Source organism: Prescottella equi (genome assembly GCF_002094305.1).
GTDB classification, from domain to species: domain Bacteria; phylum Actinomycetota; class Actinomycetes; order Mycobacteriales; family Mycobacteriaceae; genus Prescottella; species Prescottella equi.
Map to the genome: position 1 here is coordinate 11,991 of NZ_LWTX01000018.1, position 21,727 is coordinate 33,717.

The 21,727-nt window shown below is 69.2% G+C and carries 17 protein-coding genes; 8 read left to right on the forward strand and 9 right to left on the reverse strand.

Annotated features, from left to right (window positions below; all coding sequences use genetic code 11):
- Positions 1 to 21: 21 nt before the first annotated feature.
- The 3 genes from A6I89_RS23835 to A6I89_RS23845 form a co-directional block, all read right to left on the reverse strand.
- Positions 22 to 1,257 carry a serine hydrolase domain-containing protein gene (locus tag A6I89_RS23835; RefSeq protein WP_005516374.1) on the reverse strand — a complete coding sequence of 412 codons (1,236 nt, stop codon included), beginning with the start codon at positions 1,255 to 1,257 and terminating at the stop codon, positions 22 to 24.
- Positions 1,254 to 2,639: a wax ester/triacylglycerol synthase family O-acyltransferase gene (locus tag A6I89_RS23840; RefSeq protein WP_013414488.1), complete on the reverse strand. Its 1,386-nt coding sequence runs from the start codon at positions 2,637 to 2,639 to the stop codon at positions 1,254 to 1,256. Before A6I89_RS23840 ends, A6I89_RS23835 begins: the two co-directional genes overlap by 4 nt.
- A 92-nt stretch (positions 2,640 to 2,731) precedes the next feature.
- Positions 2,732 to 3,493, reverse strand: a complete 762-nt coding sequence (locus tag A6I89_RS23845) for a DUF2470 domain-containing protein (RefSeq protein WP_005516371.1) — start codon at positions 3,491 to 3,493, stop codon at positions 2,732 to 2,734.
- 132 nt (positions 3,494 to 3,625) lie between these two features.
- Between A6I89_RS23845 and A6I89_RS23850 the strand changes: the two genes are divergently transcribed.
- From A6I89_RS23850 to A6I89_RS23860, 3 genes are read left to right on the forward strand one after another with little or no spacing between them, the layout of a single operon-like run.
- Complete coding sequence (locus tag A6I89_RS23850) at positions 3,626 to 4,339, forward strand: hypothetical protein (RefSeq protein WP_022593332.1); 714 nt, start codon at positions 3,626 to 3,628, stop codon at positions 4,337 to 4,339.
- 56 nt (positions 4,340 to 4,395) lie between these two features.
- Positions 4,396 to 5,310 carry a prephenate dehydratase gene (pheA, locus tag A6I89_RS23855; RefSeq protein ID WP_022593333.1) on the forward strand — a complete coding sequence of 305 codons (915 nt, stop codon included), beginning with the start codon at positions 4,396 to 4,398 and terminating at the stop codon, positions 5,308 to 5,310.
- On the forward strand, positions 5,307 to 5,996 hold the full coding sequence (locus A6I89_RS23860; RefSeq protein WP_013414492.1) for a histidine phosphatase family protein: 690 nt from the start codon (positions 5,307 to 5,309) through the stop codon (positions 5,994 to 5,996). The genes pheA and A6I89_RS23860 overlap by 4 nt, the downstream gene beginning before the upstream one ends.
- 4 nt (positions 5,997 to 6,000) lie before the next feature.
- On the opposite strand, the gene A6I89_RS23865 is transcribed toward A6I89_RS23860, so the two are convergent.
- The 5 genes from A6I89_RS23865 to A6I89_RS23885 form a co-directional block, all read right to left on the reverse strand.
- Positions 6,001 to 6,795, reverse strand: coding sequence for an ESX secretion-associated protein EspG (locus A6I89_RS23865; protein ID WP_022593334.1), 795 nt, complete (start codon positions 6,793 to 6,795; stop codon positions 6,001 to 6,003).
- Positions 6,792 to 8,024: a PPE domain-containing protein gene (locus A6I89_RS23870; RefSeq protein ID WP_022593335.1), complete on the reverse strand. Its 1,233-nt coding sequence runs from the start codon at positions 8,022 to 8,024 to the stop codon at positions 6,792 to 6,794. The genes A6I89_RS23865 and A6I89_RS23870 overlap by 4 nt, the downstream gene beginning before the upstream one ends.
- A gap of 43 nt (positions 8,025 to 8,067) precedes the next feature.
- Entirely contained in the window at positions 8,068 to 8,376 is a 309-nt protein-coding gene (locus A6I89_RS23875; RefSeq protein ID WP_005516359.1) for a PE family protein, read from the reverse strand.
- Between the two features lie 130 nt (positions 8,377 to 8,506).
- Positions 8,507 to 8,857, reverse strand: coding sequence for a metallopeptidase family protein (locus A6I89_RS23880; protein WP_013414495.1), 351 nt, complete (start codon positions 8,855 to 8,857; stop codon positions 8,507 to 8,509).
- 1 nt (position 8,858) lies between these two features.
- Positions 8,859 to 9,932 (reverse strand): septum formation family protein, encoded by a 1,074-nt coding sequence (locus tag A6I89_RS23885; RefSeq protein ID WP_005516357.1) that lies wholly within the window; start codon positions 9,930 to 9,932, stop codon positions 8,859 to 8,861.
- Between the two features lie 60 nt (positions 9,933 to 9,992).
- On the opposite strand from A6I89_RS23885, the gene A6I89_RS23890 reads away from it, so the two are divergent.
- Positions 9,993 to 10,415 carry an ankyrin repeat domain-containing protein gene (locus A6I89_RS23890; RefSeq protein ID WP_013414496.1) on the forward strand — a complete coding sequence of 141 codons (423 nt, stop codon included), beginning with the start codon at positions 9,993 to 9,995 and terminating at the stop codon, positions 10,413 to 10,415.
- Positions 10,416 to 10,445: 30 nt separating this feature from the next.
- The gene (gene serS, locus A6I89_RS23895) at positions 10,446 to 11,705 is read left to right on the forward strand and encodes a serine--tRNA ligase (protein ID WP_013414497.1); all 1,260 of its coding nucleotides are present in this window, start codon (positions 10,446 to 10,448) and stop codon (positions 11,703 to 11,705) included.
- Between the two features lie 80 nt (positions 11,706 to 11,785).
- Here the strand turns inward: serS and A6I89_RS23900 are convergent, their stop codons facing one another.
- Positions 11,786 to 12,274 (reverse strand): PaaI family thioesterase, encoded by a 489-nt coding sequence (locus A6I89_RS23900; protein WP_005516350.1) that lies wholly within the window; start codon positions 12,272 to 12,274, stop codon positions 11,786 to 11,788.
- 633 nt (positions 12,275 to 12,907) lie between these two features.
- On the opposite strand from A6I89_RS23900, the gene A6I89_RS23905 reads away from it, so the two are divergent.
- From A6I89_RS23905 to A6I89_RS23915, 3 genes are all read left to right on the forward strand, one after another.
- Positions 12,908 to 16,033, forward strand: a complete 3,126-nt coding sequence (locus A6I89_RS23905) for a beta strand repeat-containing protein (RefSeq protein ID WP_236722548.1) — start codon at positions 12,908 to 12,910, stop codon at positions 16,031 to 16,033.
- Positions 16,034 to 16,271: 238 nt separating this feature from the next.
- The gene (locus A6I89_RS23910) at positions 16,272 to 19,220 is read left to right on the forward strand and encodes a beta strand repeat-containing protein (protein WP_232244847.1); all 2,949 of its coding nucleotides are present in this window, start codon (positions 16,272 to 16,274) and stop codon (positions 19,218 to 19,220) included.
- A gap of 299 nt (positions 19,221 to 19,519) precedes the next feature.
- The coding region (locus A6I89_RS23915; protein ID WP_084978819.1) for a beta strand repeat-containing protein at positions 19,520 to 21,727 on the forward strand (2,208 nt) is incomplete at its 3' end.

The following is a 21,727-nucleotide window of genomic DNA, read 5'->3' on the forward strand; positions in this document are numbered from 1 at the left end:
CGCTATCGGTGTCAGAGGTTGTCAGAGGTTGTGGGCGAGCGATTCGGCGCGGGCGCCGAGGCTCGGCAGCCGCAGGTCCGCGAACGGCGTCACCGCGTTGCCGAGCCGGTTCGTCACGAAGGCCACCGACAGTCCGGTGTCGGGGTCGGCGAAGGCGCCGGACCCGCCCATGCCGTAGTGCCCGAACGCGCCCGAGTGCTGAGTGCGGGCCGCGACCAGCGCGGCGTGGTAGCCGAGCCGCCAGTTCATCCGGATGCCCAGCACGTAGTCGCGCGCACGGGTCTGCACCTCGCTGAGCTGCGCGATCGTGTCGGGTTCGAGGAATCGGATGCCGTCGACGACGCCGTCGTTCGCGAACGCCGCGTACATGCGGGCCAGCGCGCGGGCGCTGAACACCCCGTTCCATCCGGGCATGACGAAATCGTGGATCGTGGGGTTGCGCACGAGCAGGTCGAAGCCCTCCGGCATGCCGGCGTCGGCGATGTCCTTCAGGCGCGGCACCCGCGACAGTGTCAGCGACGTCAGCCCCCACGGCACTCCGAACGGGTTGATGTGCGGAAAGACCTTCGCGATGCGCGCCTTCTCGGATTCGGGAACCTGGAACCAGAACTCGGGGATGCCGAGCGGTTCGGCGACCTCGGTGCGGACCAGTTCGGTGAACGGTTTGCCCGCCACCCGTGCGGTCAGTTCCGCGATCAACGTTCCGTAGGTGACGGCGTGGTAACCGGGCATCTTGGTGCGGCGCGGGTCCGGGACGGCCGCGGCGAGGGCCGCGGTCACCCGGTCGTGGTCGAGCAGCGCGAGTCGGCCGGGCACCAGGCCGCGGATCCGGTGCAGTCCGGCGCGGTGACTGAGCAGTTCACGGACGGTGATCGATTCCTTGCCGGCCTCCCCGAATTCGGGCCAGTAGGCGGCCACCGGGGTGTCGTAGTCGACGAGCCCGCGCTGCGCGAGGCGGTGCAACACCGTGCTCGCGACACCTTTGCCGGTCGAGAACGACAGCGTGACGGTCTCCGAGTCCCACTTGCGGATCGGTGACGCCCACCCGGCCCACACGTCCAGGACCGGCCGGCCGTGCAGGTACACGGCGAGGGCGCCGCCGCCGTCGCGGGTGCGATGGAACAGGTGGAAGAACTGTGTCGCGAGCGCCTCGAAGCGCGGGTCGACGAGCATCGTCGTCGGCGGTCGATACGCCGGCTCGCCGGGCTTCCGGCGCGGATCCCCGTCCGAGGCGCGCCGAGGTACTGCGGCAGTCATGACGAGTGCACTTCCGATGGTCGTTCGAGATCGCCGAGTGCAATCTCGATCTCATCCGTAAAACACCCGGGGTCCGGCACAGATTCCGGATGCGCGAGGACGCCGAAGTCGACGCGGTCGGCGTACCGGCAGATCGTGATGTTCAGCCCGGTCCCGTCGAACACGATCGACAGCGGGTACATGTGCTGCAACTCGGCGCCGTTCCAGAACAGCGGAGCCCCGGGACCGGGAATGTCCGAGATGACGACGTTGTAGCTGGGCGGCAACAGGTCGCCGAACGGCAGGATACGTGCGACGTTCGATGCGAGCGTCGGGATCGCGGCGATCACGGACGCACCGGCCCCGGCGGCGCGGACGCGGCGCTTCGCGTCGATCATGGAACGGCGGATCCGGTCGAGGCGTTCGTGCGGGTCGTCCAGATCGGTGCCGAGGTTGCACAGCGCCAGTCCGAACGCGTTGCCGCCGGCCGCGTCTTCCCGTCGGCGCTGCGCGATCGGGACCAGACCCACCAGCGACGACGTCGGCAGCGCGTCCCGCGTCACCAGATAGCTGCGCAGAGCGCCCGCGCACATCGCGAGGACGACGTCGTTGCCCGTCGCGCCCGTCGCGCGTTGCACTGCCCGCAACCTCTTCTTGGGCCAGGACCGGCCGGCGAAGACGCGTTCCGGGCGGATCCTGCCGTCGAACACCGTGTGTGGGGCGCGCATCGGCAGAACCGTCGATTCGGTGGTGATCGCGCGGCCGATCCAGTCCGCCGCGCCGACCGTGGTGCGGCGCGCCAGGCCCGCGGCGTCGGCGACCGCGGTCAGACCGCTACCGACCAGGCTCAGTGGATTCCGTCGACGCCGGGCCTGCGGTGCGGGTGCGGCCTCCGGGGCGAGAAGGAGCGGCATGTCGCGGCGGGACGGGTCGGTGGTGAGCGACTGCTCGATCATCCGGATTCCGGACATCCCGTCCAGCGTCGCGTGGTGGATCTTCCCGTAGAGGGCGAACCCGCCGTCGGCGAGACCCTCGATCAGGTAGCCCTCCCACATCGGCCGGGACCGGTCGAGGCGGTTCTCGTGCAGTCGGGCCACCAGTGCGAACAGTTCGGTTTCGTCCCCGGGGTGCGGTAGAGCCAGTCGCTGCAGGTGCCGGCCCATGTCGATGCGCTCGGCCGATCGCCACACGGGGAGGCCGCCGGTGCTGTACGAGAGGACGGGCATCTCCATCAGCGCCGACTGCGCGGACTCGGCGAGGAGCGCCTTCCGGTAGGCGTCGGCCGCGACGCTGTCGGACCCGTCGGGGGAGGGGCCGAAGATCAGCAACACTCCGATGTGCAGCGTTCGGGAACCGATCTCCCCGACGAGAAGCGCCAGATCCACCGGCTGCATCACCGTCATCGCGCACCGCTACGTCCGCTCACAGATTCTCTGTACACCCGTGGCGGCGGATCGGCTGCGGGTTCGGTCTCCGGTGACCGACCCGCAAGGAACTAGTGCCTCGCCCGCAACCCGTTCACGAACGGGCAGCCGACGAGAATCCGCAGCGCCCGGCTCAGGGCCATCGCGTCACCGACCGGTTCGGTGAAGTCGAGACGGACGTCGTGATCTCCGGACGCGCCCTCGATCCGCAGGCGGACCCCGTACCGGTCGATGCCGAGCGGACGCACCCGACCGGTGCGCAGGGTCGACGGCAGGCGCCGGGCCAGCATCTCGACGAGGTCCGCGTGATCCTCCTCGAGGTGCTGCAGCCACACGGTCTCGACGTCCTGGAACGGGTCGGGTGCGGCGGCCAGGAGGGCGTCGATCGCGACGGACTCGGCGCCGCTGCTGTCGGCGACGACGGCGGACTCGAGCCGCAGGGTCAGCAGTGCGGCGCCGTGCCCGAGGTCGAGCAGGGCGGGATCGGGGTGCTCGGCCGCGACGGCGTCGGCGAGCTGCCGGGCCCGCTCGTCGGGCAATGCGACCAGGTTGCCCCGCAACCACACGAGCGAGCGCACGGGTTCCCGCAGTGCGAGCGGCGCGTAGTCGGTGAGTTCGAGGACCGCCGGCAGCCCGCCGGGACCGTACTGCCAGGCCAGCGCGGTGACGGCCGCGTCGGACGGGGCCACGACGACCACGGTGCCGTCGCCGCGCAGGTGGTGCAGCGAGGTGACGACGGGGTCGGTGCCGGCGACGGCGAGGACGGCGTCGGTGGCGCGGGCGCTCGCGCTGCGTACGCGTTCGGCGGTGGACGGTCCGGTGGTGCGGGTCATGACGGCATCCTTCGGTTCGTGGGACGCGAGCTCGGATTGTTTAGGTAAACCTAAGCTAATTCCTCGGGTGGTGATGGGCAACCCCCAGGCGCGGAAGCGGGAGTTGTCGCCGGTCCGGGCTAACGTGGTGGTGTGTCGATCCCTGTGTCCCTGTCGATGCCGACTCTTCCGTCCCGCAACAGCGAGCCGCAGCCGCTCGTCGCGGGGCTGCTCCACCAGCGGCGAGAGGCCGCCGTCCCGGCCGCCGTTCGCGACTCCGTCACCGCCGGCCACCCGATCGTGGCCGCGTCCGTGCTCACCTCCGCGGTCGGTAACGACGCAGATGCGGGCACCCTGGTCGTCGAGCTCGACGTCGAACCCCGGGCACTCGAGAGCTCCATCGATCACCGCGCCGTCCGGTACCACGTGGACTGCACCACCGAGCAGGTCGACGACGCCCTCCAACTCAGCCTGTCCGCGCCGGTCGCCGTCTTCGTCGCGCCCGACGAATCCGGCCCGACGCTCGCCGAATCGGCGCAGCTCCTCGCCGACGCCGGGCACAGCCCCGGACTCGTCGCCGGTCAGCCGGCCGACGTGGTCGCCGACTTCCTCGCGGTGCTCACCCACACGTCCGTCGGGTTCGTCGCCCGCGCGAACGACGGCGCCGAGGTCCTCGCGCTGCTCGCCGGTACGGTCGCGTCGCTGCGCGGCGACGACGTCCGGACCGCCCTCGCGGCACCGGATGCGACGGCGTTGGCTGCACTGAACCCGGAGGCGGCCGAGGCGGTGCGCGGCGTGCTGCTCGGCATCGAGGTTGCCGATGCGGACGAGGTCGACCGCGTGCTCGCCGACGCCGGTCTGCTGTAACGGAACCGGGACCGATCGCGGAAGTGCGCCGCGGCCGAGTGCGTAATCTCGTAGGCGTGCCACGTATCGCGTACTTCGGACCCACCGGAACCTTCACCGAGATGGCCCTCGCCCAGCTCGAGTCGGCCGGAACGTTCGACGGAGAGGTCGAACGGATCGCCGCCGTCAGCCAGCCCGCGGCGCTGGAGATGGTGCGCCGCGGCGAGGTCGCGGGCGCCGTCGTCCCGATAGAGAGTTCCGTCGAGGGATCCATCCGGCCGACGATGGACGCGCTCGCGCTCGGCGACCGGCTGCAGATCATGGCCGAGACCGAACTCGACGTCGCCTTCACGATCGTCGGACGCTCCGGCACCACGCTCGACGACGTCCGGACCGTGCGCGCGTACCCGGTCGCGACCGTCCAGGTGCAGGGCTGGCTGGACCGGAACCTGCCGAACGCGGTGGTCGAACCGGCGGCATCGAATGCCGGCGCGGCCGAGGACGTCGCGGCCGGTGTCGCCGACGCGGGGGTGTCCACCGCGCTGGCGGGCGAACGGCTGGGGCTGACGGCGCTGGCGTCCGGTGTCGCCGACTACGAGGGGGCGCGCACGAGGTTCGTGCTCGTCACCGAGCCCGGACCGGCGCCGGCACGTACCGGCAACGACCGCACCAGCGTCGTGCTGCACCTCGACAACGTGCCGGGTTCGCTGGTCCGCGCGATGACCGAGTTCGCCACCCGCGGCATCGACCTCACTCGGATCGAATCCCGGCCCACCCGTAAGGAATTCGGGACCTACCTGTTCCACCTGGACTGCGTCGGACACATCGACGACGGCCTGGTCGCGGAGGCGCTCAAGGCGCTGCACCGCTTCAGCGACGTCCGGTTCCTCGGGTCGTGGCCCTCGGCGGTGCCCGGAGGCGGCGCACCGATGCCGGATGCCGACGACACCGCCTGGCTCGAGCGGCTGCGCCGCGGGGAGGCCGGCGCATGAGCGGGCGGCTGATCCTGGTCCGGCACGGTCAGACGGAGGCCAACGTCGAGCGTCGGCTCGACACCCGGCTGCCCGGGGCGCGGTTGACGGACCTGGGGCGGACGCAGGCGCAGTCGCTGGGCTCGCGGCTGGCGCTGCGCCCGCCGACGGCGCTGGTGTCGTCGCAGGCGCTGCGCGCGCGGGAGACCGCGGGATTCGTGGAGACCGAGTCGGGCATCACGCTGCAGGTGCGTGAGGGGCTGCACGAGGCGCAGGCCGGCGAGCTCGAGGACCGCTCCGACCTCGAATCGCACCGAATGTTCGCGAAGGTGTTCCACACGTGGCACACCGGCGATCTGTCGGCGCGCATCCCGGGTGGAGAGTCGGGCTACGACGTCGTCGAACGCTATGTCCCCGTGATCGACGAGTTGCGTGGCGAGTACCTCGACGGCGGGGCCGGTGGCGACGTCGTGGTGGTCAGTCACGGCGCCGCGATCCGGCTCGTCGCCGCCTATCTGTCGGGTGTGCCGGGCGCTTTCGCGGCGGACCGGCACCTCGAGAACACGTCGTCCGTGGAGTTGGTGCCGACGGACATCGGCTGGCAGTGCGTCCGCTGGGGCACCTACGATCCGCCGTTCGATGCCACCCCGCAGCGGCCGTGGTTCGAGCCCGAGGCGGCCGCGGCCACCGACGACCCGATGGGCTGACGGCTCAGACGAGTTCGTCGAGCAGGCCGACCAGGGCCTGACGCAGCCGTCCGGGGTGGCCGGGGCTCAGCGACGTCCAGCGGCTCCCGTCGGCGGCGATGCTGGTGGTGCCGACGATCCGCCCGGCCGCGGTGTCGAATACCGTGACCGGCCCGTGCATCAGGTCGGGGCGCCCGTCCTCGTGGACGATGCCGACGATCTCCGTGAAGACGGGGCACCCGGCCAACGCCGGTCCGATCATCGCGGCGTCCGCGGCGGGCACCCCGATTCCGGCCAGTTCCGCGGCGGCCCGATCGGGGTCGGCGAGACGGTCCAAGGCCGCGCCGAGCACCTCCGTGGGCCGATTGACCACACCGAAGGCGAGGGCATCGGCGGTGCCGAGGGCCTGCGCGACCGGCCCGGCGAGGTCGTGCTGCACGTGCTGCAGGGTGAGCGAGTCGCCGCTGCGCAGCGCCAGCACGGCGCCGTCGTCGTCGAAGGCCAGGCACAGCCGCGCGATGGTGCCGGCGGCGAACCGGCGGGCCGCGATCTCCCCGCGAGGCCGGGCCAGGACCCGCAGCCACCGCGCCAGGTCCGGGTGCACGGACCCTCCGTCGAGCAGTCCGGCCGTGGTGAGCGTGGCGTGCGCGCGGTCGAACGCGGCGTCGCGTGCGGGCACCGAGTCGAAGCGCGAGCCGGCATCGAGCACCACAGGCAGCACGTCGACGTCCAGCAGGTGGACCAGCAGCTCGAGTTCGTCGACGGTGAGTGCCGCCGACGGCAGCACGGTGCCCACGGGGTCGATGCCCAAGTCGATCACCGCCCGTCCTCGTCCGCGTCGGCGCCGATCACCGACGGGATCACCGTGCGGCCGTCGGTGAAGTGCTCGAAGCTCCGCAGGTAATCCGGAGTGTTGTGGGCGGGGTCGTCGGCGTCGGCCGCTCCGCGCGGCGCCATCGCCGGGGCACCCGCGGCGGCCTGGTTCCGGGCGGTGGCAGCTGCGGCGTCCGTGCGGACCGTGTCGGAGGGCGCGACGGATCCCGGCCCCGCGGCCGCCCCGCCGTGGCCGGTGCCGCCGCGTGCACCCGAGCCGTCGAGCTGCCCGGCCTGCGTCCACCCTTCGGGCAGGGCGGCACCTGCTCCGCTGCCGATCCCCGCGGCCCGGGATGCCGCGGGACCGAACAGGCCGGACGCACCGGCGGCGCCGGATCGGGATCCGGCCGGACGCGCGTCCCCGGTGGTGCCGGCCGGGCCGGTGCCCGACAGCGCGGGTGCGCCCCCGCTGAACCCGCCGAGGACCGCACCGCCGATGTTGGCGGCCGCAGACGTGGCGGAGGAGACGGCACCGGCGGCGGAGCCGATCTGCGAGGCCGCCGTCGCCGCGCCCGGGCTCTGCACGAACGCGGTCGCGACCGCCGCGACCGTGCCGACCGGGTCGGTGCGGAAACCGTCCTCGAGCCGGCGCCGAGCCACCTCGCCCGCGTCGCCGGCGTCGAGCCCGGCAGTCGCGCCATTGCTGAGCGGCGGTGGCTGGGTGAACGTCTCCGGTGTCGTGACGATGCTGGACGCCGCCTCGTACACCTCCATCACCACGCCGGCCCGGAAGTCCATCGCGCGATCGGCAGCCTCGGCGGCGGCCGCGGAACCGTTGACCACCCCACCGGTGCTGTACGCGGCGGTCTTGGCGGCCTTTACCGCAGTGATCTCCGGCAGGCTCGGCATGGTCATCGCCGCGGTCGTGTACGACCCGGCCTGGGTGGACGCCTTGGTCGACGTCTCCGCGGCGAGCGCGGCGGACTGTTCGACCCACGCGGTGAACGGTGCGAGCCGGGCGAGCGCGGCGTCGGCGGCCACCCCCTCCCAACCCGCGCGCAGTTCCGTCATCACCCGGTTGAGCGTGGCGCCCGCGTCGGCGAGGCTCGCCGACAGCGCCGCCCAGGCCGGGCTCGCCGCGCCGAGTGGCACCGGGCCGGCCCCGGCCGAGAGTGTGGTCGAGTTGACCGTTGCCCCGCGCGGCATCCAGACGACGCCGGTGACACCGATGGTCATGCTGCGTTTCTCCTCGAGATCGACTGACGGGTGGGGTGCGGCGTCACATGCCGGTGATGAGCGAGGTGCCGAGTGTCCGGTCCTCTTCGCGATAGGCGGCGGCCTGTGCCCGGAGCATCGCGGCGGCTGCGGCCAGTTCCTCGATCCCGCGGCTCGTAGCGGCGCCGAAGCTGCCCGCCAGCCGGTTGAAGTAGCCGGCGGCCAGCACCGACACCTCCTCGGCGCCGGACGGCGCGACGTTCAGCGCGGGGGAGTGGACGGCGAGCGAGGTCTGCAGGCGCGTGACGAGCGCCTCGATTTCTCCGGCCGCTGCGAGGAGGACGTCGGGGTCGACATACACGTGGTCCGACATGGCGGTGCACTCCTCGGCTCGGGACGGCGGCAACCGGAACCAGCGGCAGGCTTGTTCCTCGATTGGTTGGACGCCGGAGGAGGCCGGTCGGTTCCATGTGAAACCGACGCAAACTCGTCCTGGGCGGGGGTCAGCCCCAGCCGAGCTCGTGCAGGCGGTCCTCGTCGATGCCGAAGTAGTGCGCCACCTCGTGGATCACCGTCACCATGACCTCGTGCACGACGTCGTCGTCCGTCTCGCACACGTCGAGGATCGCGTCGCGGTAGATGGTGATGGTGTCGGGCAGCGCGCCGCCGTAGTGGCTGTCCCGCTCGGTGAGCGCGATGCCCTGGTAGAGCCCGAGCAGGGTCGGTTCCTCGTCGTTGCGCGGCTCCACCAGCACCACGACGTTGTCGATCGCGCGGGCCAACTCCGGCGGGATGAGGTCGAGCGCCTCGGAGACCAGCTCCTCGAAGCGGTCGGCCGTCATGGTCACCGTCATGTCAGCCGCCGGGGGCCGGCAGCGGCGCCGCACCGGGCAGCGGGGTGGGCACCGAACGTCCGTCGGGGGCGGCGGGCGGCGGGACCGGCGCCTGACCGTTGATCAGGATGTCGCCCTTGGCGCTGCCGACGATGGTGGCGAAGCCGGTGCCGTCGACCTCCTGGCCGATCGAGCAGTTGATCTTGCGGCTGCCGACGAGCCAACTGTCGAGGTCCAGGTTGTCCCAGAACAGGGTGAGCGTCTTGTCGCGCAGCACATCGGGCGACCCGAGGTAGCCGGTACTGGCGTCGGTGCACGCCTTCTCGAGGAACCGGTCCTGGTCCTCGACCGACGGCATGCCGCCGGGGAACTGGCTGGCCAGGTCGATCACCCCGACCACCTCGAAGGCATGGGGCTGGGCGCAGTCGACGGGGTCGGACGGCACGTTCTGGTTGATGCCGACGCAGGTACCCGTCTCCCACACCTTCGACTGGTCCTGCTGCTCGACCAGGCCCTGGAACGGCAGCAGCGTGCCGGTGACGCCGGAGAACTGCAGACCGCAGCGGATGGTCCGCTCGCCGGCCGACCAGCCGGCCTCGCCGGGATTGATCAGTCCGACGCTGAACTTGCCCTTCGGGTCGAAACGCCCGTTCAAGTAGGTGTTGACGGCCGGTGCGCACTGCTCGTCGCGCAGTTCGGAGAAGCGCAGGACGCCCGGGAACTTGGCACCGGGGCCGAACTCGATGCCGGGGTACAGGCTGAGGTCGATGTCGGTGGCCACCTCGAACTGGTGCGGTTGCGCGCAGTCGACCTGCTCGAGGTCGCTCGCGTCGGCCTCGGACCATGTGAGGCAGTCACCGGTCGTGGCCGAACCGAACGCGTCACCGGCGACGGCGCCGGTGGGCTGCGGCCCCACCGTGCTGGTGTGCGCGGGAAGCTTCTCGCCCCGGTCGAAGCCGCCGGCCAGGAAGATCGTGGCGATCGCGGCCAGGACCGCACCGATCGCGACGAGCGCGAGAGCGCGCCTGGTCACGGGCGCGGACAGGTGTCGGCCCCGCTCCGGGTGTGGAGTCGGCTGCGGTTGCTCGTCGGACATCGCCTACATAATGCCCGCATCGGGCGCGGTTGCCGAAGTTTCGGCGTAGGTTCGTGCGGCATGAGTGAGGAATCTCCCGATCGGCGCGACGGCGGGGAGCCCGCGGACGTGCAGGAGCTGGCGGGTCGATTGTTCGACATGGCCCGCACCGGCGACGCGGCCACGCTGGCGCAGTACGTGGACGCCGGTGTCCCGGTGAACCTCACCAACGGCAGCGGCGACACGTTGGTGATGCTCGCGGCGTACCACGGGCACGCCGACACGGTGCGTGCGCTCGTCGACCGCGGTGCCGACGTCAACCGACCGAACGACCGTGGGCAGACGCCGCTGGCGGGCGCGGTCTTCAAGGGTGAGGACGGCGTGGTGGCCGCCCTCGTGGCCGCCGGAGCCGACGCGGCGGCCGGTCAGCCGTCGGCGCTCGACGCCGCACGCATGTTCGGACGCGAGGACTATCTGCGGATATTGGGGCAGCAGCCGGAATGAGCGCGGCGTAACCAAGTAGGGTTTGTGGTCGTGATTGACCTCAAGTTCCTTCGCGAGAACCCCGACGCCGTCCGCACCTCGCAGCGCACCCGCGGCGAAGACCCCGGTCTGGTCGACGCGCTGCTCGAGGCCGATGCATCCCGCCGCGCCGCGATCCTGGCCGGCGACACGCTGCGCGCCGAGCAGAAGGCGTTCGGCAAGAAGGTGGGGCAGGCCTCCCCCGAGGAGCGTCCCGCACTGCTCGCCGGCTCCAAGGAACTGGCGCAGAAGGTGAAGGACGCCGAGGCCGCCCAGCACGAGGCGCAGGCCAAGCTGGACGAGGCGCACCGCGCGATCTCCAACATCGTGCAGGACGGCGCCCCGGCCGGCGGCGAGGACGACTTCATCACCCTCGAGACGGTCGGCGAGATCCCGACGTTCGACTTCGAGCCGAAGGACCACCTCGAGCTCGGTGAGTCGCTGGGGCTGATCGACATGGAGCGCGGCGCCAAGGTGTCGGGCTCGCGGTTCTACTTCCTCACCGGCTTCGGCGCGATGCTCCAGCTCGGCATGCTGCAGCTGGCGGCGCAGAAGGCGATGGCCAACGGATTCACCATGATGATCCCGCCGGTGCTGGTGCGCCCCGAGGTCATGCAGGGCACCGGCTTCCTCGGCCAGCACTCGGACGAGGTCTACCACCTGGCCGACGACGACCTGTACCTCGTCGGCACCTCCGAGGTCCCGCTCGCCGGCTACCACTCGGGCGAGATCCTCGACCTGTCGAACGGCCCCAAGCGGTACGCGGGCTGGTCGTCGTGCTTCCGCCGCGAGGCCGGCAGCTACGGCAAGGACACGCGCGGCATCATCCGCGTCCACCAGTTCGACAAGGTGGAGATGTTCACCTACTGCAAGCCGGAGGACGCCGACGCCGAGCATCAGCGCCTGCTCGCGTGGGAGCGCGACATGCTCGACGCGATGGGACTTCCGTACCGCGTCATCGACGTCGCCGGTGGCGACCTCGGATCGTCCGCGGCCCGCAAGTTCGACTGCGAGGCTTGGGTTCCCACGCAGCAGGCCTACCGCGAGCTGACGTCGACGTCGAACTGCACCACCTACCAGGCGCGCCGCCTGAGCGTGCGGTACCGCGACGAGAACGGCAAGCCGCAGACCGCGGCAACCCTCAACGGCACCCTCGCCACCACCCGCTGGCTCGTTGCGATCCTCGAAAACCACCAGCAGGCAGACGGTTCCGTGCGTGTCCCGGCTGCGCTCGTGCCCTTCGTCGGGCGTGAGGTGCTGACGGCGCCGTAGTTTTCCGCCTACAAGCTGAAGGGTCCCTTCATGCGCTCGCAGCGCATGAAGGGACCCTTCAGCTTGTAGGGCGCGGGTAGTCAGCGCAGGATCAGGCAGGTGGTCGACGCCGTCGCCAGCAGCCGGTCCCGGTCGTCGCGGACCTCGGCGCGCGCGGTCGCGGTGGTGCGACCGGTGTGCTCCGAAAAACCGTGCACCCGAATCGATCCGCCGTCACCCTTGATGCCGCGAATGTAGCGGACGGTGATGTCGAGGGTGGTGTAGCCGACACCCGCCGGTAGCGTGCTCGACACGGAGAACCCCATCGCGGTGTCGATCATCGTGGCGATGACACCGCCGTGCACGCTGCCGACGGCGTTGTAATGCCACTCCTGCGGTTCCGCCGTGATCTCGACGAAGCCTTCGCGGGCGTCGGTCACGCGGAACCCGAGTGTCGACGCCGTCGGGTGGTGGGGGACCGTGCCGTCGACGAGTCCGCGGACGAACTCGAGGCCGCTGAGGCTGCGGTTGGCCTCCGCGATCGGGGCCGGGTCGTTCCAGGAATAGGTGCGCTGACGTTCGGTGGACACCTACCGGACGGTACCTGGTCGGCTTCCCCGAGCACTCGCGCGAATATTGGAATTCAATTCAGAAATGGAATTCGGACCGCAATTGGTTTCGATGAGAATTTCGGTTCGAGTCATGGCCTGAGGGTGTTGCGTGCTGAGCCGATCGGGCGTCGGCCCGCCGCTCGGACAACGAAGCCCCGGATTTCGACTAACTGGAGCGCGGTGGGGTTAATCGAGGGGTGAAAGATCTGCGTGGATCTGTAAACCCGGATTCGGACATGGTACTGGACTAGTGTCCATCAGAGTAGGTGCTGTTGAAGGCCGTGAAGCTCGGCGCTCCGGGTGGCACAGGCCGAGCCGACGGGCCGGCCTAGGTTACTGGTCGGTAGTCTGACTCCGCACGTAGCTAACTGTCAGCAACATTTGGACGTTTGATTCGCAAAAGCGATACGCGGATGTAACGGCGCCGTTATGGTGTGTCGACCTATGCGGATTCCCTCCCCCCATCCGCAACTTCTTACAAGGAAGTGGTGCATGAAAAATCCAATAGTTATGCGCTGTGCCGCCCCCATCACAGGCGCAGCGCTCGTGGCCGGCGTGATGTTGGTGGTCGCTCCCACCACCGCATCCGCGGCGAATACTCCGGTCACTACGGTGACCAACTTCAAGACGTCGTGCCGAGCGAACAACTCGCTGGCGCAGGTCACGAAGTATCAGGACACGTCCGTGTCCGTGACGGCACCGACGCAGGTCGAGCCGGGCGAGACCTTCACCTACCGGATCCAGTCGGGCCCGGCTGCCTACCCGAACTCGGACTCCGGCGCGACGACCACGAACATTTCGCGCATCAAGTTCGACTTCATGATTCCCGACAACGCGACTTTCGTCAGCGCCGCGGTCGTCGGCGCGGGTATCAACCTCGACAACGTCGCCCCAGGCGTGCTGCGTGTCGACGACTCAGGAAACCCGTCGTCGACTGGTCAGATCCTGCGACTGTCCGGCAATAATCAGACGGTCGGTAACGGGCCTTCGTCCAGCACCAACAGTGAGGGTGGCATCCGGGCACCCAAGCTGAAGAAGAACCTCGACGGCACGACGAACGGCAGCGGCGACAGCTGGTTCCAATTGCCTGCCGTCGATGTCACAGTCGTTGCTGGTGTCGCCGGCACGCCTATCACGCCGAAGATTCGTACGGCTGGCGCGGCCGGAAATTGGAACGCCTTCGAGAACTTCAACACGACCTTGCCGAAGGCGTCGCTGTTCGGCACTCAGTGGGCGAACACTCGATGTGTGCCTCGCGACACCGAGAACGCAGCCCTCAATGCCGGTGCCGGTCCGCTTGCGACCATCAATGTCGTTGCCGCGCAAGAGTCGACCACCACGACGCTGACCATTCCGGCGACGGCCGAGACCGGTACGTCGGTCACGCTGACCGCGAACGTCGCGCCCAACAACGCGACGGGCTCGGTGCAGTTCAAGGACAACGGCACCGACATCGGTTCGCCGGTGGCAGTGTCCGGCGGCGTGGCCAGCCTGGACCACACCTTCACCTCGGCCGGTTCACACTCGATCACCGCGGTGTTCACCGCCACCGGTAGCTTCGCCGGATCGACGTCGGCGGCCTCGACGGTGACGGTCTCCGATCCGACTCCCGTCGACGTCGAGACCACGCTGGGGCTGACGGTTCCGCAGACCGCGGAGACCGGTGCGGCTGTCGATCTGACTGCCAACGTGACCCCGTCGAACGCGCAGGGCACGGTCCAGTTCAAGGACAACGGGAACAACATCGGTTCCCCGGTGACCGTGGCGGCCGGTGCGGCGACGCTGTCCCACCCGTTCGCGGCGGCCGGTTCGCACAGCATCACCGCCGAATTCACGGGCGCACCGGGCTTCGCAGGTTCGACCGCGGTTGCGCAGACCGTGACGGTCACCGATCCGGTGGTGCCGGACACGGAGACCACCACGTCGGTGTCGGTTCCGGCTGACGCCGCGACGGGCGCCTCCGTGACCCTCACTGCCAACGTCGCGCCCGCAAACGCGACCGGCACGGTTCAGTTCACCGCCAACGGCGTCGACATCGGATCGCCGGTGCCGGTGTCCAATGGTGTTGCAACGCTGCAGCACACGTTCACGACCGCCGGTGTCCAGGCGATCGGTGCCGTGTTCTCGGGTGACGCCGGATTCGCCGGCTCCACTGCGGCGCAGACGCAAACCGTCACTGTGACGGATCCGGATGTCGCCACCACGACGTCCCTGACGGTTCCGCAGAGCGCGGAGACGGGCACCGCCGTCGATCTGACGGCAAATGTGCTTCCGGCCGGCGCGACCGGCACGGTGCAGTTCCAGGACAACGGTGCCGACATCGGTGCCGCCGTGACGGTGTCGAACGGTGTCGCGACCCTGTCGCACGCCTTCACGACTGTGGGCTCGCACAGCATCACCGCCAGCTTCAGCGGCGGCGCAGGATTTGCGGGTTCGGTGGCTTCGGCACAGACCGTGACGGTGACCGACCCGGCCGTGCCGGACACGGAGACCACGACGACGGTGTCGGCGCCCGCTACCGCTGAGACCGGAACTTCGGTGACGCTGTCGGCGGCGGTGGCTCCGGTCCCCACCGGTGGCACGGTGCAGTTCAAGGTGGCCGGCTCCGACATCGGTGCGCCGGTGAACGTCGACGTCTCGGGTCACGCAACCATGCCGTACACGTTCAATGCTTCTGGTGCGTACGACGTTTCGGCTGTCTACTCGGGTACCACCGGGTTCGCGGCGTCGACCGCATCCGCGCAGACGGTCACGGTGTCGGATCCGACCCCGTCGGATGTGGAGACCACTCTGGGACTGCAGGTTCCGCCCAACGCCGAGACCGGTGACGATGTGGATCTCACCGCGACGGTGACTCCAACCAATGCTCAGGGCACGGTGCAGTTCTCGGTGGACGGTACCCCCGTGGGTGCTCCGGTGACGGTGTCGGGTGGCGCTGCGACGCTGTCGCACGCCTTCGCTTCGGCCGGCACGAAGTCGGTGACGGCCGCGTTCACCGGCGGTGCCGGGTTCGCGAACTCGACGGCGTCGGCGCAGACCGTCACGGTCTCGGACCCGACCCCGATCGATGTCGCCACCACGACGATGCTGGTAGTGCCGGGCAACGCCAAGACCGGTGAGGCCGAGGACCTGTACGCAACCGTGTACAACTCCACGACCTCGGATGTCGTGCCGAGCGGCGGCACCGTCGAGTTCTTCGACGGCACAACCTCGCTCGGCAGTGCACCGGTGATCGACGGTGTCGCCACGCTGTCGCACACCTTCACCACCGTCGGCACGCACGACATCACCGCGACGTTCAGCGGCGCAACCGGATTCATGGGCTCCACCGCCGCGGCCAAGCAGGTCGTGGTTACGGTCCCGACGCCGGCGGATGTGGAGACGGCCACCGTCCTGACGGTGCCGGCCAACGCGGCCAAGGGTGCGGCGGTGCAGCTGTCGGCTCAGGTGACCGGCGCCGGTAATGCTCCGGTCGACGGCACGGTCCAGTTCTTCGACGGGGCCACCCCGATCGGAGACGCGGTGCAGGTTGTCGACGGCGTCGCGGTTCTGAACCACACCTTCACCACGGCGGGTGCCCACAGCATCCACGCGGTGTTCAGCGGCGGCCAGGGCGTCGCGGACTCGACCTCGGGTTCGCAGACGATCCAGGTCTCCGGTGGCGGCTCGAGCGGCAGCTTGGGCAGCCTGAGCGGAATTCTGGGCGGCCTGCTCGGCAACCTGCAGTTCGGCTCGTAATCCCCACTGGTAAGCAGTAATTCGCGACCCAAGCGGGGCTCCGTCCATCCGGACGTGGCCCCGCTTGTGGCCGTTCCCCGCCGTCTGCGCGACGGTTGCGGGCCGCCGGAAAAGTAGTTGGACGATTGATCAGAAACGCTGTTCGACACGCTCCGGCAACGACTAACGTCACGGCGTGCGAGTGCAGACACGAAACCGCCGAGTCGGGGGGCGGGCTACCCGAGGAGGATCTGTGCGTGTGTCAACCTTTCGCCGATTAGCGGCGCCGCTCGTGGCGGGCGTCGCCGCCGTCGGCCTGATAGTGGCCGGCTCCGGCACTGCCATGGCGGCTGATCCGCCGCCCGCCTGGTCGGGCGACAAGACGGCCGACAATCTCAGGTGGAACCTGAGCTTGTCCGCCGTGAACGGGGCAGCGGTCGACCGCACCCAGGTCGGGGTCAACGTCGTCTACCCAGGCGACACCGTGACCTACACCGCCAAGATCTGGAAGAACAGCGGAATCGGCCGGTACATCACCACGATCCGACAGATCGCGCCCGCGGGCTTCCAATACCAGTCCAACACCGTCAGCAAGCAGTCGACCGTCACCAACGAGGGCACCGCCGGCGTCAAGGCGACCTGTTCCGGAGGCGGCTGCAATTCCGTGCCGGTCCTCGGCAACAAGGGCTACCTCGACAACGTGGACTTCGCTGTCACCTACAAGATCCCCGACACGCAGGCTGCTGGCGACTACAACGCCGGCTTCCTCTTCGACGTCTACTCGTTCTCCACCGGGCAGGGCACCAACCCCGCCGGCGCGTGGGTTCGTGTCGCCGACCCGGTCCCCACGACAACGACGGTGCAGACCCCGGGGTCCGCGACGACGGGCGAACCCGTAACCCTCACGGCGACTGTGGATCCAGCCAACGCCGACGGCCAGGTGCAATTCAAGGACGGCGCCTCGAACATCGGCTCTCCGGTCACCCCGGTGAACGGTGTCGCGACGCTGACACACACCTTCGACACAGCAGGCTCGCACGCCATCACCGCTCAGTTCACCGCGGGTAGGGGCTTCGACGATTCGACGTCGACGGTGCAGACCGTTGCCGTGTCGAACCCGGATGTGGCGACCTCGTTGTCGCTGAGTGCGCCGGCGTCGGCCGAAACGGGTTCGTCGGTAGACCTGACGGCGACCGTCACCCCGGCGAATGCCCAGGGCTCGGTGCAGTTCACCGACAACGGGGCTCCGATCGGATCTCCCGTCCCGGTGGCCGCTGGTTCTGCAACACTGCCGCATACGTTCACATCCGCGGGCACGCACAGTCTTGCCGCGAACTTCACTGCTGCAGCGGGTTTCACGAACTCTTCGGCGACCGCGCAGAACGTGACGGTGGTGGACCCGGATGTCGAGACGACGCTCTCGGTGACGGTGCCGGGCACAGCCGAGACGGGGCAACCCGTCACGTTGTCGGCTGCGGTGACCCCGCCGACAGCGCAAGGCGACGTGCAGTTCAAGGTCGACGGCAACCCGGTGGGTGCGCCGCAGGCGGTGTCCGACGGCTCCGCGAGCCTGCCGTACACGTTCGATGCTGCCGGTTCGTTCGAGGTGACGGCCGACTTCACGGGTGCGAGTGGGTTCACGAACGCGTCGGCCGCTGCTCAGACCGTCACGGTGTCCGTTCCTGACGTGGTGACGTCGCTGACACTGGACGTTCCGGCGACCGCGGTCACGGGAACCCCGGTGGAACTGGCGGCGACTGTCTCGCCGTCCGGTGCGCAGGGCACGGTTCAGTTCACCGACGACGGTACTCCGATCGGTGCCCCCGTTGCGGTGGTGAACGACGTTGCCACGCTGCCGTATACGTTCACCGATGCAGGCTCGCACAGCGTCGGTGCGTCGTTCACCGCTGGTCCGGGCTTCACGGACGCAGCAGCCTCGTCGCCGGCGTCGATCGTGGTCAGTGATCCGGATCAGCTGACGACGACCACGGTGACGGTGCCGGGCGCCGCCCAGACGGGCACGGCGGTGATGTTGGAGGCGACGGTGGCCCCGATTCCGTCCGCCGGCACGGTGCAGTTCCAGATCGGTGGTGTGGACGTCGGTGCCCCGGTGACGGTGTCAGGCGGTGCGGCGAGCCTGCCGTGGACGTTCGACGCCGCAGGCTCGTTCGCGGTGACCGCCGTGTACTCGGGCGCAACCGGTTTCGAAGGTTCGACTTCGGCTCCCCAGTCGGTGGCGGTGTCCGATCCGGACGTGACGACGTCGCTTACGGTTCAGGCCCCGGCTACTGCGGTCACGGGTACGTCGGTCGATCTGACCGCGACGGTGTCGCCGTCGAACGCGCAGGGCACTGTGCAGTTCGAGATCGACGGCGTGCCTGTCGGATCGCCGCAAACCGTGTCCGGTGGTGCGGCCTCGCTGCCGTACACATTCAATGCTGCCGACACCCATGCGGTGACGGCGGAGTTCACCGGTGCTGCCGGGTTCACGAATTCGACGGCGTCGGCGCAGACCGTGACCGTGAGCGATCCGGCGCCGGTCGATGTCGCGACGTCGACATTGGTCGGTGTGCCGGGGTCGGCGACGACGGGTGCGCCGACCACGTTGTCAGTGACGGTGCAGGCGCAATCGGGGTCGGCGGTGCCGACGGGTTCGGTGCAGTTCCGCGAGAACGGCAGCCCGATCGGGTCACCGGTGGTTCTGGTGAACGGTTCCGCCTCGGTCGACCACATCTTCACCGTGGTGGGCACACGCCAGGTCTCGGCGGTGTACACCGCCGATGCCGGGTTCGTGGGGTCGGCATCGGTCGATCGTCCGGTGGTGGTGTCGGCTCCGAACCCGTCGGATGCGGTGTCGTCGGTGGTGATCGTGTCGACGCAGTCGCCGACGGCCGGTGCGCCGTACGTGTTGAAGGCGCAGGTGATCGGTGCGCCATCGTTGCCGGGAACGGTGCAGTTCTTCGACGGTGGTGTCGAGATCGGTGCTCCGGTTCCGGTGGTCGACGGGGTTGCTGAGCTCACGCACACGTTCACGCAGAGCGGGCCGCGTCAGATCCATGCGGTGTACTCGGGTGGCACGGGCGTGGCGGGTTCGACGTCGGTGACGCAGACCCTCGACGTCGTGCAGTCCGGTGGAGGCACGGGTGGCACCGGGTCGCTGGACCTCGGATCCTTGGGCAGCCTGAGCGGATTCCGCTTCGGGTTCTGACTCGAGAGGTGAATCAGGCTGTGGCCCTCCGCGCTCCTGTGCGGAGGGCCACGGCCCATTCTCACCAATCGTCCTCGACTTGGACGTTCGTCCGATAGAGTTCGACTCGCATTTCAGACGCGGAGTCGGGCTGCGGATTGGCTGCAGGGGGTGGCGTGGGCCCTGCAGCGCGCCCCGAACTCGATACTCATCGGCGCAGTGTCCCAGGTCGAAACCTGATCCGTTGAGCTGACGACCGATCGTCGTCGTCGAGAGGGAAGTGCATGGTTGGCAGGGGATTACGCCGAATAGTCGGCGGAGTGAGCGTTTTCGCAATGGCTGCGGGATTCGCGGCAACGGTGGGTGTCGGGTCGGCAGGCGCGGCGGCCGCATCGGTGAACTGGTCGGACGGCAGCAGCGCATTCAAACGGACGGTGAGTAACTCGACGCCGTCCGTGGGCGAGACGATCTCGATAACCACCGATTTCGACCGCACCGGTGGCGTCGTGGAGTACATCCAGGCCGTGAAGGACATTCACCCGCCGTGTCTGACATACGTCAGCGGCAATCGTTCCAGTCCGGAGGTCGCGGCGGACTACACCCGCGTAACGGGCTCGTGGCCGGTGTATCCCAACATCTCGCCGAATATCCAGACCTTCACGTTCAACTACCTGGTGACGGCGAGTTGCGCTCGCTCGACGCCGCTGATGACGACGATGCACTACTCGGGCAGCCTCGGCAGCGGCACCTACTCGGACAAGGGCCCGACGATCACGGTGTCGAAGGACACCACCACTACGACCTTGGCGGCGGTGCAGACACCGATACTGACGGGGCAGTCGGTGACGTTGACCGCGACGGTGACCGGTGCCGCGCAGGGCAACGCGGTGGAGTTCTACGACGGCGCGACGAAGCTCGGGGAGGGCCCGATCAATGCCTCGGGCGTGGCAACCTATGCGTGGACGCCGACCACGGCGGGGGCGCGGAGTCTCACGGCGAAGTTCGCGGGCACGGCGATCGCGAACTCGTCGCAGTCGGCCGCGCAGAACGTTCAGGTGAACGCCCCGGTGACGACGGGTACGACGGTGTCGGTCCCGGGTACGGCCGTGACGGGTACGCCGGTGACACTGTCGGCATCGGTGACCCCGGCGAATGCGGTGGGCACGGTGCAGTTCAAGGACAACGGCGCCTCCGTCGGTGCGCCGGTGACGGTCACCGCCGGCCAGGCAACGCTGCCACACGCGTTCACGACCGCGGGCGCTCACAGCATCACCGCTGATTTCCTCGCAGGGTCCGGGTTCGTGAACTCGTCGGCGCCGGCGCAGACGGTGACGGTGAACGCCCCGACAACCACGACGCTGCAGGTTCCGGCCTCCGCGACGACGGGCGCACCGGTGACGTTTTCGGTGTCGGTGATGCCGGTGAATGCCGCCGGGACGGTGCAGTTCAAGGACAACGGTACGGCCATCGGATCACCGGTCGCCGTCGCAGCAGGACAGGCATCGGTACAGCACACGTTCGGTGCTGCCGGATCGCACAGCATCACCGCGGAGTTCAGCGGTGGTCCCGGATTCGCTTCCTCCGCAGCCGCTGCGCAGACCGTGACGGTTGCCGATCCGGATGTGGAGACCTCGCTGTCGGTGTCTGCTCCTGGTTCCGCGACGACAGGTGCGTCGGTGGACCTGGCGGCGACGGTGAGTCCGTCGACTGCGGTCGGGTCGGTGCAGTTCAAGGTGAACGGGAGCCCGGCGGGCGCAGCGGTTCCGGTGTCCGGTGGCGAGGCTGTGCTGCCGTACACGTTCAATGCTGCTGGTTCGTTCGCGGTGACTGCGGAGTTCACGGGTGCTGCCGGGTTCACGAACTCGAGTGCGTCGGCGCAGTCGGTGACGGTTGTGGATCCGAATGTGACGACCTCGTTGTCGGTCACGGCGCCTGGGTCGGCGACGACGGGTAGCTCGGTGGATCTGTCGGCGACGGTGAACCCGTCGAACGCGGTCGGCACTGTTCAGTTCACGGACAACGGTGCGCCGATCGGGTCTCCGGTTGCGGTGGTGAGTGGTGTTGCGACGCTGTCGCATACGTTCACGTCGGCTGGTGCGCACAGTGTCGGTGCTGATTTCGTTGCGGGCGCGGGTTTCACGAATTCTTCGGCTGCCGCGCAGTCGGTGACGGTGGCTGATCCGGATGTCGCGACGTCGCTGACGGTTCAGGTGCCGCCGACGACCACCTCGGGCGCTGAGCTGAACCTCGTCGCGAATCTGACACCCACCAACGCCCAGGGCTCGGTGCAGTTCAAGGTCGACGGTGACCCTGTCGGGTCCCCGGTTCCGGTGTCCGCGGGTGCGGCGATCCTGCCACATTCGTTCAATGCTGCTGGTTCGTTCGCGGTGACGGCGGAGTTCACGGGTGCTGCCGGGTTCACGAACTCGAGTGCGTCGGCGCAGTCGGTGACGGTTGTGGATCCGAATGTGACGACCTCGTTGTCGGTCACGGCGCCTGGGTCGGCGACGACGGGTAGCTCGGTGGAT

Coding starts and splice junctions, on each gene's coding strand:
- A6I89_RS23835 (WP_005516374.1), bottom strand. CDS start 1,257: ATGACTGCCGCAGTACCTCGGCGCGCCTCGGACGGGGATCCGCGCCGG.
- A6I89_RS23840 (WP_013414488.1), bottom strand. CDS start 2,639: ATGACGGTGATGCAGCCGGTGGATCTGGCGCTTCTCGTCGGGGAGATC.
- A6I89_RS23845 (WP_005516371.1), bottom strand. CDS start 3,493: ATGACCCGCACCACCGGACCGTCCACCGCCGAACGCGTACGCAGCGCG.
- A6I89_RS23860 (WP_013414492.1), top strand. CDS start 5,307: ATGAGCGGGCGGCTGATCCTGGTCCGGCACGGTCAGACGGAGGCCAAC.
- A6I89_RS23870 (WP_022593335.1), bottom strand. CDS start 8,024: ATGACCATCGGTGTCACCGGCGTCGTCTGGATGCCGCGCGGGGCAACG.
- A6I89_RS23875 (WP_005516359.1), bottom strand. CDS start 8,376: ATGTCGGACCACGTGTATGTCGACCCCGACGTCCTCCTCGCAGCGGCC.
- A6I89_RS23880 (WP_013414495.1), bottom strand. CDS start 8,857: ATGACGGTGACCATGACGGCCGACCGCTTCGAGGAGCTGGTCTCCGAG.
- A6I89_RS23885 (WP_005516357.1), bottom strand. CDS start 9,932: ATGTCCGACGAGCAACCGCAGCCGACTCCACACCCGGAGCGGGGCCGA.
- A6I89_RS23890 (WP_013414496.1), top strand. CDS start 9,993: ATGAGTGAGGAATCTCCCGATCGGCGCGACGGCGGGGAGCCCGCGGAC.